10 protein-coding genes are annotated in these 12,380 nt (G+C 67.7%); 4 read left to right on the top strand and 6 right to left on the bottom strand.

Annotated elements, in window-relative coordinates; translation table 11 throughout:
* Positions 1 to 80: 80 nt before the first annotated feature.
* Both ttcA and NFW30_RS15485 read right to left on the bottom strand, forming a co-directional pair.
* Positions 81 to 965 (bottom strand): tRNA 2-thiocytidine(32) synthetase TtcA, encoded by an 885-nt coding sequence (gene ttcA / locus NFW30_RS15490; protein ID WP_295357405.1) that lies wholly within the window; start codon positions 963 to 965, stop codon positions 81 to 83.
* Positions 966 to 993: 28 nt separating this feature from the next.
* Positions 994 to 1,731 carry a pteridine reductase gene (locus tag NFW30_RS15485; protein WP_295357403.1) on the bottom strand — a complete coding sequence of 246 codons (738 nt, stop codon included), beginning with the start codon at positions 1,729 to 1,731 and terminating at the stop codon, positions 994 to 996.
* A gap of 128 nt (positions 1,732 to 1,859) precedes the next feature.
* On the opposite strand from NFW30_RS15485, the gene NFW30_RS15480 reads away from it, so the two are divergent.
* A complete protein-coding gene (locus tag NFW30_RS15480) occupies positions 1,860 to 2,696 on the top strand; it encodes a hypothetical protein (protein ID WP_295357400.1) in 837 nt (278 codons plus the stop codon).
* On the top strand, positions 2,690 to 3,874 hold the full coding sequence (locus NFW30_RS15475) for an SAM-dependent methyltransferase (RefSeq protein WP_295357397.1): 1,185 nt from the start codon (positions 2,690 to 2,692) through the stop codon (positions 3,872 to 3,874). Before NFW30_RS15480 ends, NFW30_RS15475 begins: the two co-directional genes overlap by 7 nt.
* Before the next feature lie 34 nt (positions 3,875 to 3,908).
* Here the strand turns inward: NFW30_RS15475 and NFW30_RS15470 are convergent, their stop codons facing one another.
* The 3 genes from NFW30_RS15470 to NFW30_RS15460 all read right to left on the bottom strand — a co-directional run bounded on the left by NFW30_RS15470 (position 3,909) and on the right by NFW30_RS15460 (position 8,209).
* Positions 3,909 to 5,138 carry a multifunctional CCA addition/repair protein gene (locus NFW30_RS15470; RefSeq protein ID WP_295357394.1) on the bottom strand — a complete coding sequence of 410 codons (1,230 nt, stop codon included), beginning with the start codon at positions 5,136 to 5,138 and terminating at the stop codon, positions 3,909 to 3,911.
* A 109-nt stretch (positions 5,139 to 5,247) separates the two neighbouring features.
* Positions 5,248 to 6,213 (bottom strand): complex I NDUFA9 subunit family protein, encoded by a 966-nt coding sequence (locus NFW30_RS15465; RefSeq protein ID WP_295357391.1) that lies wholly within the window; start codon positions 6,211 to 6,213, stop codon positions 5,248 to 5,250.
* A 40-nt stretch (positions 6,214 to 6,253) separates the two neighbouring features.
* Positions 6,254 to 8,209, bottom strand: coding sequence for a lytic transglycosylase domain-containing protein (locus NFW30_RS15460; protein ID WP_295357388.1), 1,956 nt, complete (start codon positions 8,207 to 8,209; stop codon positions 6,254 to 6,256).
* Between the two features lie 44 nt (positions 8,210 to 8,253).
* Between NFW30_RS15460 and NFW30_RS15455 the strand changes: the two genes are divergently transcribed.
* Positions 8,254 to 8,907: a 5-formyltetrahydrofolate cyclo-ligase gene (locus tag NFW30_RS15455; RefSeq protein ID WP_295357385.1), complete on the top strand. Its 654-nt coding sequence runs from the start codon at positions 8,254 to 8,256 to the stop codon at positions 8,905 to 8,907.
* A gap of 29 nt (positions 8,908 to 8,936) precedes the next feature.
* Here NFW30_RS15455 and NFW30_RS15450 read toward each other — a convergent pair whose 3' ends face one another.
* Positions 8,937 to 9,779, bottom strand: coding sequence for an HDOD domain-containing protein (locus NFW30_RS15450; protein WP_295357382.1), 843 nt, complete (start codon positions 9,777 to 9,779; stop codon positions 8,937 to 8,939).
* A gap of 313 nt (positions 9,780 to 10,092) precedes the next feature.
* On the opposite strand from NFW30_RS15450, the gene NFW30_RS15445 reads away from it, so the two are divergent.
* Positions 10,093 to 12,264 carry a UvrD-helicase domain-containing protein gene (locus NFW30_RS15445; protein WP_295357379.1) on the top strand — a complete coding sequence of 724 codons (2,172 nt, stop codon included), beginning with the start codon at positions 10,093 to 10,095 and terminating at the stop codon, positions 12,262 to 12,264.
* Positions 12,265 to 12,380 lie beyond the last annotated feature (116 nt).

The raw sequence follows: 12,380 nt of genomic DNA, 5'->3' as shown, positions 1-12,380 counted from the left end.
TTCCGCTTCTGCCGCAGCGGATCCGCCGCGATTCCGAAGTACCGCCACTGGCGCACGCGCCACCCGTCTGCCGCCGCCAGTCACGACAACACCCGGAGCGGCAGGACATCGGGCGCCGGCCACCCGCCCACCGGTCCCGGTGGATCGAAAACCGGGTCGCCGCCAGCCAGCGCCGCCAACTCGACACCGGGACGCAAGCCTCTGAAATCGAACAGCGACTGGTCCGCCAGATGGGACGGAACCACATGCTGCAAGGCCGAAAAAACCGCCTCGGTGCGACCCGGGAAACGCCGATCCCAGTCAGCCATCATCGCCCGGACCTTCTCCCGTTGCAGGTTGTCCTGCGCACCGCAGAGGTTGCAGGGAATGATCGGGAAAGCCATGCCGCGAGCGTAGCGCGCGATGTCGGCTTCCGCACAATAGGCGAGTGGTCGAATGACGACATGCGCGCCATCATCGGTGACCAGCTTCGGCGGCATGGCCTTCAGCCGACCGCCGAAGAGGAGGTTGAGAAAAAGAGTGTGCACGATGTCGTCGCGATGGTGGCCGAGCGCGATCTTGCTTGCCCCCAGTTCCTTGGCAATCCGATAGATGACGCCCCGGCGCAGGCGCGAGCACAGCGAGCAACTGGTCTTGCCCGGCGGCAGCTTCGCTCGCACCACCGAGTAGGTGTCCTGCTCGACGATCCGGTAGTCGATGCCGATCTGCGCCAGATACGCCGGCAGGACCTCGGCCGGAAAGCCGGGCTGCTTCTGGTCGAGGTTCATGGCAATCAGCCGGAAGTCGATCGGCGCCCGCTCGCGTAGAGCCATCAGGAGCGACAGCAGGGTGTGGGAATCCTTGCCACCCGAGATGCAGACGAGGACCGTATCTCCGTCCTCGATCATGTTGTAATCGGCTATCGCCTTGCCAGCCTTGCTCTCGAGGCGCTTTCCCAGGCGCAGCAAAGTTTTCGACGGTTCCACGAGCGGCTCTCTCCGGCAGGTCAGCGGTCTACAGATGGGCGGTACGCCCGCCATCGACGTTGATCACCTGACCGGTGACGTAGTCCGCTGCAACGAGCAGGTAGTGTACCGCCCGCGCCGCGTCCTGCGGGCAGCCAACGCGATGAAGCAAGGTGTCGGCAACGATCTCCGCCCGTGCCACGCTGTCGAAAGCTTCGCTCTCGGGCCAGAGGATCGGTCCCGGCGCCACCGCGTTCACCCTCACCCTTGGTGCCAGTTCGATCGCCAGCGCCCGCGTCAGGCCCAGCAGGCCGGCCTTGGCGGCGCAATACAGCGGATAGCCGGCGAGTGGGCGTTCAGCGTGGATATCGGTGATGTTGACGACGCTGCCGCCACTGGCGATCAGGTGTGGCGCTGCCGCCTGGCTGAGGAACAGGGGCGCCTGCAGGTTGCTGCCGACGAGTTGATCCCAGTCATGCAGGTCGATCCCGCCGAGCGGGGTGGGGAAGAAACTCGAGGCGTTGTTGACCAGAGCGTCGAGGCGACCGAACCGGTCGACGGTCGCCGCCACCAGTTCCGGCAACCTGTCGATCTGTCGCAGGTCAACCTGCCAACAGGCGGCCGACGACGGTCGTCGAGCGTTCAGCTCGGCGACGAGTGTCGCGGCTTCGTCAGCGGCCTGATGGTAGTGCACCATGATGTTGGCTCCCGTATCGTGCATCTCGACCGCGATCGCCCTGCCCAGACGTCGCGCAGCGCCGGTGACCAGTATCGTTCTTCCTTCCATTTCCAGTTTCCGGCTGGCGAAGACAAGGACCTGATTTTAGCGGATTCCTGGATTCGATTCGGGAAAAAGCGGGCGCCCCGGTCGTCGCCGCGGTACACTCGCGTGATCGTCCCAACGGAGCCCGACCCATGAGTACGTCCGACATCCCTCTCAGCATCGATGACCTGGCTCACTTGGCCGAACGGATCGCGCGGCTTCCGCCGTCCGATGCGGAGTGGGTTGAGGCGCTGCTCGCCGAGGTCGTTCGCGCCCGCCGCCATGAAACCGACCTGCTGGCCATGCAGGCGGCGAGCGAGCATGGCGAGAACCTCAACGACCAACTCGCCCAGGTCGCTCTCGACACCGCCGAATGGCTGCGTACGCTGTGGGACGTCGGCTACATGGGCGCCGGCAGCTTCCGCTCGGCACCACGCTCGGCGTTTCCGTCGATCGACCTCGACGACGTCAGGAAATCGTCGCTCTTCGCCCGCATCCGACAGGGCAAGCATGCGCTGCCCTTCCCGCCACCGACACGCGACGGCCGCCCCTGGCACGAAGTGCTCGACGATACCGAAACGACACATCATGTGGCTGCCGAGATCGTCCGTGACGAGGACGGGCTGGCCCTGGCTGCGATCATCGAGGGCTGCGCCGAATGGAACGTCGTCGAGGAAACGCAGGAAAACAGGCAGTTCATCGTCCAGCACGAGGGCAAGGGCCCGCGCTACCGCCTGCTCTTGCCGGGCAGCGGTGCCGCCGAACTGCGCCGCGAGGCACCCGCCCTCACCTGCCCACTGCGGCAACAGGAACGCGGAGGTTTTCACAGTCATTCGCTGCACTGGCGGCGGGACGATGGCAGCACGCAGGAGGTTGCCCTGCGCGCCGCCACCTGGGAGCGTGCCGTCGCCGAGGCCGAGCACTGGCTGGCGACGCATCATCCCGAAGTTTACGGTCAGGTCCGTTTCGTTCGCCAGGACGCGTGCTGACGCGTCCGCCGGCGACGGCGGCGACGCTGCCACCGCCCTCAGCCGACGCACTGGCAGCCAGCGAAGCACTCGCCAGCGCCATTGCCGCTCAAATCGCCACCGCGGGCGGCTGGATCGGCTTCGACCGCTTCATGGAACTCGCGCTCTACGAGCCGGCTATGGGCTATTACGCCGGTGGTGCCCGAAAGTTCGGCGCTACGGGCGATTTCGTCACCGCACCCGAGCTCTCGCCGGTGTTCGCCCAGACGCTGGCGGTCCAGGTGCAGCAACTGCAGACCTGCTGCACGGCGCAGCTGATCGAGGTCGGTGGCGGCAGCGGCAAGCTGGCCAGCGACCTCCTGCTCGAACTGGAACGCCAGCGACAGCTGCCCGAGAGCTACGCGATCCTCGAGCTGTCGGGCGAATTGCGTCGCCGACAGCATGACACCATCGCCCAGAGGGCACCACACCTGCTGCCACGGGTGCACTGGCTGGACGAGTTGCCCGGGCGCTTCAGCGGTATCGTCCTGGCGAACGAGGTCCTCGACGCGATGCCGGCACACCTCGTGCACTGGCACGCAGGTGGCATCGGCGAACGCGGGGTCACCGTCGCCGGCGGCCGCTTCGCATGGGCCGAGCGACCGGCGAGCGGCCACCTGCTCGAACGTGCCCTGGCTCTGGCCGGCGAGTGCGGCATCCGCCCCCCCTACCTGAGCGAGATCGCGCTCGCAGCCCCGGCCTGGGTGCGGCAGTGGGCGAGGATCCTCGAGCACGGCGTACTGCTGCTGATCGACTACGGCTTTCCGCGCCATGAGTATTACCATCCCCAGCGCGCTGCCGGCACGCTGATGTGCCACTATCGCCACCACGCCCACGATGATCCCTTCTACCTGCCCGGGCTGCAGGACATCACCCTGCACGTCGACTTCACGGCGATCGTCGACAGCGGCTGCAGCGAGGGACTCGACCTGCTCGGCTACACCGCCCAGTCCACCTTCCTCTTCAACTGTGGTCTGACCGACATCCTCGCCAGGACACCCGCAGAAGACTCGCTGCGCTATCTGCCGCTGGCCAACGCAGTGCAGAAGCTGGTCTCGCCGGCCGAGATGGGCGAGTTGTTCAAGGTCATGGCGCTTGGCCGGCGAATCTCCGAGCCCCTCTGCGGTTTTCGCAGCGGCGACCGCAGCGCCAGCCTTTGAGAGGAGCGGCGGCCGGCCTGCCCGGCCGCAGGCGCTAGGTCGCTCCCGGCCAGCCCGACAGGATCTCCTCGACCGCTGCGCCGCGCGCGGCGGAGATGCGCGCGGCGATCAGGGCCGCTTCGCTGCAGCCGGCGGCGAGTGCCGCGGCATCGACGCCGCGCACGGCGTCCAGCGCGCGGCGCAAGAGCGCCGGCGCCGGATAGGGCACTTCGAGCCAGCCAAGACGCCCGTGGAAGTCGCAGCTGCAGGCCTCGAGCAACTGCTCGAAGCGCTCGCGGCGGCGCAGCGCGTCGCACCCTTCGAGGAGGCGGACGATGGCTGCCGGCGCCAGTTCCAGTGCCCGGTGAACCTCGCCGTGGTGGCGGGCAACCAGCAGTGCCAGGTCACGGCAGGCGACAGGTACGCGCAGTCGCGCGCAGACCTCGCCAGCCAGGCCGACGCTGCGCGCCTCGTGGCCCGGATGGCGCGGCAGGTCGGCGGCGGGCGTCAGGCCCTTGCCGAGGTCGTGCAGCAATACCGCCCAGCGAACGGGCAGTGCGCAGCGGCGCTCTGCCGCCAGGTCGACGACCAGCATGACATGGACGCCGGTGTCCACCTCCGGGTGGCATGCCGCCCGTTGCGGGACGCCGAACAACGCATCGAGCTCGGGCAGCAGCCGGGCCAGCGCGCCACATTGCCGCAGGACTTCGAACATCCGCGACGGCCGCTCCTCCATCAAGCCCCTGGCCAGCTCCTGCCAGACGCGCTCGCTCACCAGGTGATCGACCTCACCGGCAGCGACCATCCCCTGCATCAGATCGAGGGTCTCGGCAGCGACGCTGAAGTCGGCGAAGCGTGCGGCAAAACGCGCCACGCGCAGGACGCGCACCGGATCCTCGCTGAAAGCCGGGCCGACATGGCGCAGCACGCGCGCCTGCAGATCGTCGATACCATGGTGCGGGTCGATCAGCTCGCCGTCGGCGGCGCGGGCGATGGCGTTGATCGTCAGGTCACGACGCGCGAGATCCTCGGCCAGCGTCACCGTCGGCGCCGCATCGACGGCGAACCCGTGGTAGCCGTGACCGGCCTTGCGCTCGGTTCGCGCGAGCGCGTACTCCTCCTGCGACTGCGGATGCAGGAAGACCGGAAAGTCCTTGCCGACCTGGCGGAAACCGCGCGCCAGCATCTCGCGCGGCGACGCACCGACGACGACGTAGTCGCGGTCCTGCACCGGCAGACCGAGGAGTTCGTCACGAACCGCGCCGCCGACGGTGAAGATCTGCATGCGAACCGGGATCAGGCCAGCGCCGGCAGAGCCACGGGCACAGGACTCAGCGAACGGGTGCGGTCGCCGTGCCGGCGCAGCATGCTGCTGGCTTCAGCCGCCGGAAGGCTCAGCGGCCGGCACGGAAACGGTAGCGATCGAGGCGAAGCTGCGGAATTTCCGCCGGCGACAGATAGCCCGGAGCAACCGCCTCCAGCGCCTTCGGCTGCCAGGCAGGGTAGTCATGCGTGCCATCGGTGACGCTGTCGACTTCCATCGACCGCAGGTTGTCCGGCGACAGCGGCGGCTTCGGCAGCAGCCACATCACCCCAGCCTGCAGATAGGCCCAACCACCGGTCCCGAGATCGATGATCCAGGGCGACCTACCGACCAGATGGGCCGTGTAGTCAACCAGTTCGCGCAGGCTGTAGACCTTCGGTCCGCAGAGATCGTAGCTCCGCCCGATCGTCGTCCGGTCGCCCAGGCTGTCGACGAAGGCCGCTGCGACATCGCCGACATAGACCGGCTGGAAGCGCGCGCTGCCGCCGCCGAGCGGCAGCACGGGCAACACTCTGACGAGGCTGGCGAACATGTTGAGGAAGGCGTCTCCGGGACCGAAAATCACCGACGGACGAAAGATCGTGACATCGAGCTGGTCCATCGCCGCACGCACCAGCATCTCGCCGTCACCCTTCGAGCGCAGGTATTCCGACGGTGCGCGCAGCGCCGCCTGCAGGGCGCTCATGTGCAGCAACCGGCGCACACCCGCCTGCGGCATGGCGGCGACGATCTTGCGCGGCAGCTCGACATGCGCGGCGGCAAAACCCTTGCCGTACGGCAGACGCGAATCGCCGTCGTGCAGGATGCCGACCAGGTTGATGACCGCATCCTGGCCGCGCATCAGCTGCACGAGCGTCGCCGGATCATGCACGTCGGCCTCGACCATCTCGACCGTCGGCAACGTGATCAGCTTCTTGGTGTTCTCGCGATGGCGGGTCGGGATCGTCACCCGCACACCGCTTTCCGACAGGCGACTGGCGATCCAGCCACCGACGAAACCACTGCCACCGATCAACAACACGTTCGCGAGGTCCATAGCATCCTGCCGAGGGAAGAGAAGTCGGGAAGGCGACATTCTAAGGCAAATCTTCGCCCCTGACCTCGCCCCCCGTGCGCGCAGCGATGACGCCAAGCCGGTTCTTCAGCGTCTGCGGCTTGCCGTCGAACAGTGCCGCATAGTAGATCGAGTTGTTCATCACCTTCTTCACGTAATCCCTGGTTTCGCTGAAGGGGATGGTCTCGGCGTAGATCGCTCCCTCGAGCGGGCGGTCGGCCCGCCAGCGCCGCGCCCGGCCCGGCCCGGCGTTGTACGCGGCCGAGGCGAGCACCGGGTGATTGTCGAGACTCTCGAGCACCAGCCGCATGTAGGTGGTGCCGAGCAGCAGGTTGGTTTCCGGATCGTTGACCCGCCCCTGATGGAAATCCTTCAGACCGATCTTGTTCGCCACCCACTTGGCGGTGGCCGGCATCAGCTGCATCAGCCCGGAAGCCCCGACGGGCGAACGCGCACTGCTGATGAAGCGGCTCTCCTGACGCATGAGGCCGTACACCCAGGCGTCGTCGAGAGCCTGATTGCGTGCCGCCGGCCGCACCTGGTCGCCATAGGGCGCCAGATAGCGCAGCGAATAGTCGTGCTCGTTGCGCGTCCGATCGGCTGCCGCGATGGCCCGGTCGTAGTTGCCCGAGCGCAGGGCGATCTCGGACGCCGCCAGGAGTTCGCGGTCGCTCATGCCGCGCAACGCCCAGTTCCATTCGCGCACCCCCTCGCTGCGCAGATTCAGGCGGAAGAAGGCCTGCGCCCGCTGCACGCCAGGCAGCGCAGCCACCTGCGCCAGTTCCTCACGACTGGCTGGCGGCGCCTTCGGCGGTGGCGTCGTCGGCCGGCCGAGTTCGTCGCTGGCGAGGCTGCCGTAGAAGTCCGGCTGGCCAGCGATCCGGCCGAACAGGGCATTCGCCTCGTCGATCCGGCCACCGGCGCGGTAGGCGCGACCCAGCCAGTAGACCCACGCCGGCTGGGCAGCCAGCGCCGGCGGCATGCTCTCGATCGTCGAGCGCACGCCGCCCCAGTCCTGCACGCGCAATGCTGCGCGCACCTTCCATTCGGCAACCTCATCCGACAGCGGCACAGCGCCCGCCTGGCGATACCACGGCAACGCCTCCGGCATGTGCCGCTGCGCCGCCTGCCGCGCGATCTGGCTCCACGCCCAGGATTTCTCGCCACTTTGCAGCGACGAACCGATCCGCTCCAGCTGATCGGCGGCCACCTGTGGCTCGTTGCGCGCGACACGCTGGATGGCCAGTGCGGCCAGCTCGCGCTGCATGCGGTTGCCGGAGAAATCAGCCGGCAGTTTGATCAGCCAGGGTAACGGCGAATCGGCGACCGTCTGCGCCAGCTTCCTCTCCGGTGTCTGGCTGGGTGGCAGATAGTTCATGGTGTAGAACGCGGCAGGGATCTTGTTCGCCTCGAACTGGCGGCGAATGCGCGCCCAGACCGCATCGGCGAGGACGCGCTTGCCGACGATCAATGCCTCGAACACGGGGTAACAAGAGTCGGGCGGCTCGAGCGCGCTCAGCCAGAGCGGCAGGGCGTCATCGAGCGCTTTCGCGTCGCCGCGTGCCAGGCGGGCCTGCAGCGCATAGCAGGCCATCTCCTGGTCGGGCTGCAGCAGGCGCGCATACTCGCCATCAAACAGATCCCACTGCTGCTTGCGGGCGAGCTGCCGCAACCAGTCGGCCCGCAGTTTCTCGGCGACGTAGGTGTTCTCGTGGCGGCCCAGGAAAGCCCTGACCAGCGCCGGGTCGGCGTCCTTGAGGTCGGGTACCAGCAGCCAGTAGTCGACGTAGGGCTCGAGTTCGTAGCCGTGCAGCGCCGGCGCCAGCCGCTCGAGACGGCTACGGTCGCCAGCCCGCGCCGCTTCCCGGGCGGCCAGGAACTGGTCGTCGGCCGACTGTGCCGCGGCATGCTTGACCACGACGGCAGTCGGCGAGAACAGCAGGAGCAGCAGCAGGAGGGTCGTCGACAGGAGGTTCATGCTAAGCTGGTACTTTCGAATGATGGCGCCGGCGAGGATAACACATGCCCAGCGGCTTCATGCCCGACAGCGCTGCCGACGCAGCGGCGGCGACCGCCGACGACCGGCGCGCCCTGCGCCGCACCCTGCTGGCGCGCCGCCGCGCGCTGCCGGCAGACCAGTGGGCGCGACACTCGCAGCGGATCCGCGCCCTGCTGCGGGAATCGCTGCCCCGACTCGCCACCATGCGCGTCGGCTTCTGCTGGCCGCGCGACAATGAAGCGGATCTGCGTCCGCTGATCGCGCACTGGCATCGCCAGGGCGAACCCGGCTTCATGGCACTGCTGCCGGTCGTCGTCGCCGCCGACAGCAGCCTCGCCTTTCGCGCCTGGTCGCCGGCAGTGGCGATGACCACCGACCGCTACGGTATCCCGGTGCCGGCGAGCGGCGAGCCAGTGCTGCCGGAAGCGCTGCTGATCCCGTTCGTCGGCTTCGATGCCACCGGTTTCCGCCTCGGCTACGGCGGCGGCTACTTCGATCGCACGCTGGCCAGCCTGCGCCCGCGGCCACTGGCGATCGGTGTCGGCTTCGAGCTGTCGCGACTCGACTCGCTGCATCGCGAGCCGCACGACCAGCCACTGGACCTGATCGTCACCGAGCGCGGCATCCATCGGTGCACGGCCACGCCAGCCGGCGAGCGGGGCGCGACGAAGGCGTGACGCGGAGTTCGCTGGCGCGCGGCTCAGCCTCAGGGCACCAGCGTCGTCACCTCCTCTCGCAGGTCGCAGTAGTCGTCCTCGGACATGCCGAGATGGGCGAGCACATGATCCGCCATCTGCTGCCAGCCGGCATTGGCGCGCATGCGGACATACTCGTCGTGCAGGTGCTCGGCGAGCGCGTTGATCGCGATCAGCGTCAGGGCCACGGGGTTGGCGAGATCCCTGCTGTCGAAGACGGACGGGTCATGGTGATGGCGGATTCCCTCGCAGATCGCCTCCGGGAGAAGCCAGCTGCGTGCAACCAGGTAGCCAAGCGTCGCATGGTCGGTGGCATGCCGTTCCTCCTCGACCAACGTCATCGGACGATCGACCGTGTTGTCGGCCAGGGCGAGGGTCTGCCGATAGTCGGGGAACTTCTGCAGCAGCATCGGAATGCCGATATCGCGGAACAGGCCGAAGCAGTAGGCTTCATCGCGCGGTCCCCGCGGCAGGGTTGACGCGACGCGACCGGAGATGCAGGCCACCTTTTCAGCGCTGTCCCAGAAGCGCTCGAGCGACGACTGCCTGCCACCCATGATCATGCGCAGCACCAGTCCAGTGACGATGCGCGCGGTCATTTTCAGGCCGAGCATGCTGACCGCCTGCGCCACCGAGCTGATCCTGCGCGGCAGACCAAAGAACGGGGAATTCACCGTCTTCAGCATGGCCGCAGACAGAACCACGTCGCTGCTGACCAGGCGAACGACCACGCCGGGGTCCGGATCATCCTTGGCCAGTTCGCTGTCGAGCCGCACCAGTATCTGTGGTCGCGCGGGGATGGTGATCCCCTGCAGCGTCTTCTGGATCAGTTCCGGTGCCAACTCCTTTGCCATCACTCCCTCCCGTCTCCGGCGGACGCCGCCGACAGCTGCAGTCCTGCGGCAGGGCAGGCTCGCTCCCTGCAGATTGCCGCATCTGCCCTGTTGCCCTGTTGCCCTGTTGCCCTGTTGCCCTGTTGCCCTGTTGCCCTGTTGCAGTGTCGTCATTGTAATGGTCATCGCGGCCCGCTCGCGAGAATGGTTGGCGAAAGCAGACGGGATGCACTGTCCGCGGGCCAGCCACGACCGGCGGCGCGCGCGTGCAAAGCCACGCGGACCAGGGTGCGACCGCTATAATCAGGCCCACCCATCGCGTCCGGAACGATCGATGTCCGACCTGCTTGCCCATCTCAACGCGCCCCAACTGGCCGCCGTCACCCTGCCGCCGCAGCATGCGCTGATCCTTGCCGGTGCCGGCAGCGGCAAGACGCGCGTGCTGACGACGCGCATCGCCTGGCTGATCTCGACCGGCCAGGTCGGTGCGGCGGGAATCCTCGCCGTCACCTTCACCAACAAGGCGGCGAAGGAAATGCTGACCCGCCTCGCGGCGATGTTGCCGATCAACACCCGCGGCATGTGGATCGGCACCTTCCACGGGCTGTGCAACCGCCTGCTGCGGGCGCATCATCGCGAAGCCGGACTGCCGGCGCAATTCCAGATTCTCGATGCCGCCGACCAGCTGGCAGCGATCAGGCGCCTGCTCAAGGCGCTCGCCGTCGATGAGCAAAAGTACCCGCCGCGCGAACTGATGCACTTCATCAACGCGCACAAGGAACAGGGCGTCCGCGCGGCACAGGCGGAAGCCTACGACCGGTACACCAGCCGCCGCATCGAATGGTATGTCGAGTATGAGCGGCAGTGCCAGCGGGAGGGTGTCGTCGACTTCGCCGAACTCCTGCTGCGCTCCTACGAACTGCTGCAGCGCAACGAACCACTGCGGCAGCACTACCAGGCACGCTTCCGGCACATCCTGGTCGACGAATTCCAGGACACCAACCGCCTGCAGTACGCCTGGCTGAAACTGCTCGCCGGACACGGCGGCACCGATCCGGCGGTGCCCGCGGCCTGCCTCTTCGCCGTCGGCGATGACGACCAGTCGATCTATGCCTTCCGCGGCGCCGAGATCGGCAACATGCGAGACCTGCAGCGCGAATTCGATCTGGCCAGCGTCATTCGCCTCGAACAGAACTATCGTTCGCAAGGCAACATCCTCGACGCCGCCAATGCGCTGATCAGGCGGAATCGCGACCGCCTCGGCAAGAATCTGTGGACCGATGCCGGCGCCGGCGAACCCATACGGGTCTACGAAGCCTTTTCCGACACCGACGAGGCGCGCCGGATCGTCGACGAGATCGCCGAACTGGTGCGCGATGGCGTGTCCCGGCAGCAAATTGCCCTCCTCTACCGCGCGAACGCGCAGTCGCGGGTCCTCGAGCACCAGCTGTTCACGGCCGGCGTCGCCTATCGGGTGCACGGCGGTCTGCGCTTCTTCGACCGCCAGGAAATCCGGCATGCACTCGCCTACCTGCGCCTGATCGTCAACCCCGATGACGACACCGCCTTCGCCCGCGTCGTCAATTTCCCGACCCGGGGAATCGGCACGCGCAGCACCGAGGCGCTGCAGGAAGCGGCTCGCGCCGCCCAGTCCAGCCTGTACAACGCTGCCGCGAGTCTTTCCGGCAAGAGCGGCAGCACGATCGCCCGCTTCGTCAGGCTGATCGACGAACTGCGCGGCGAAACCGCCACGCTGCCGCTGCCCGAGGTGATCGAACACGTCATCGATCGCAGCGGCCTGAGGCAGCATTATCTGGGCGAGCGGGATGGCCAGGATCGGCTGGAAAACCTCGACGAACTGGTCAACGCGGCGACCGTCTTCGCCAGCGATGCCACGACGGCGAGCGACGAGAACGACCGCGGCGATGACGCCCGGCTCCCGTCCTTTCTCGCCCACGCGTCGCTCGAAGCCGGCGAACACCAGGCCGGCGACGAGCAGGAAGCCGTGCAGCTGATGACCGTGCATTCGGCGAAGGGGCTCGAGTTCGACGTCGTTTTCATCACCGGCCTCGAGCAGGGGCTGTTTCCGCATGAGAGCGCCGCGCAGGAACGCGACGGCATCGAGGAGGAGCGCCGTCTGATGTACGTCGCCATCACGCGTGCGCGCCGCCGGCTCTACCTGACGCACGCCGAGACCCGCCTGCTGCACGGCCAGACGCGCTACTGCCTGCCGTCGGTGTTCCTCGACGAACTCCCGGCCGAACTCCTGCACCGCAGCAGCCGGGGCAGCGGCACCCCGCGCGCGACCGGCACGCCGGGCGGGAAGCAGCAGACGGCGGGCGACAGCGGCCTGCGCATCGGCCAGAGTGTGCGCCACGCCCGTTTCGGTGTCGGTGTGATCGTCGCCAGCGAAGGCTCCGGCGAGCAGGCCCGGGTGCAGATCAACTTCGGCAGCGGCGGCATGAAGTGGCTCGCCCTCAGCCTCGCCCGCCTGACTCCCGCCTGAGTTCCCCGGCAAGCGCGTGCGACAGGCTTCACCGGCAGGCGGGATGCCGGACGCGAAGCAGCAGACCGCGCGCCGCGTCGCAAGCGCTTTTACCCCCGATCCTGTGGAAAAAGCTG

It is taken from the genome of Accumulibacter sp., assembly GCF_023806635.1.
In the GTDB taxonomy this organism is placed as follows: Bacteria; Pseudomonadota; Gammaproteobacteria; order Burkholderiales; family Rhodocyclaceae; genus Accumulibacter.
The sequence above is the reverse complement of the archived record's forward strand: the minus strand, read 5'-3'. Positions and strand labels throughout refer to the sequence as shown.

Excerpts from the sequence above, each read along its gene's own strand:
- NFW30_RS15485 (WP_295357403.1), bottom strand. The coding sequence starts at position 1,731 with ATGGAAGGAAGAACGATACTGGTCACCGGCGCTGCGCGACGTCTGGGC.
- NFW30_RS15460 (WP_295357388.1), bottom strand. The coding sequence starts at position 8,209 with ATGAACCTCCTGTCGACGACCCTCCTGCTGCTGCTCCTGCTGTTCTCG.
- NFW30_RS15450 (WP_295357382.1), bottom strand. The coding sequence starts at position 9,779 with ATGGCAAAGGAGTTGGCACCGGAACTGATCCAGAAGACGCTGCAGGGG.
- NFW30_RS15455 (WP_295357385.1), top strand. The coding sequence starts at position 8,254 with ATGCCCAGCGGCTTCATGCCCGACAGCGCTGCCGACGCAGCGGCGGCG.
- NFW30_RS15465 (WP_295357391.1), bottom strand. The coding sequence starts at position 6,213 with ATGGACCTCGCGAACGTGTTGTTGATCGGTGGCAGTGGTTTCGTCGGT.
- NFW30_RS15445 (WP_295357379.1), top strand. The coding sequence starts at position 10,093 with ATGTCCGACCTGCTTGCCCATCTCAACGCGCCCCAACTGGCCGCCGTC.
- NFW30_RS15470 (WP_295357394.1), bottom strand. The coding sequence starts at position 5,138 with ATGCAGATCTTCACCGTCGGCGGCGCGGTTCGTGACGAACTCCTCGGT.
- NFW30_RS15480 (WP_295357400.1), top strand. The coding sequence starts at position 1,860 with ATGAGTACGTCCGACATCCCTCTCAGCATCGATGACCTGGCTCACTTG.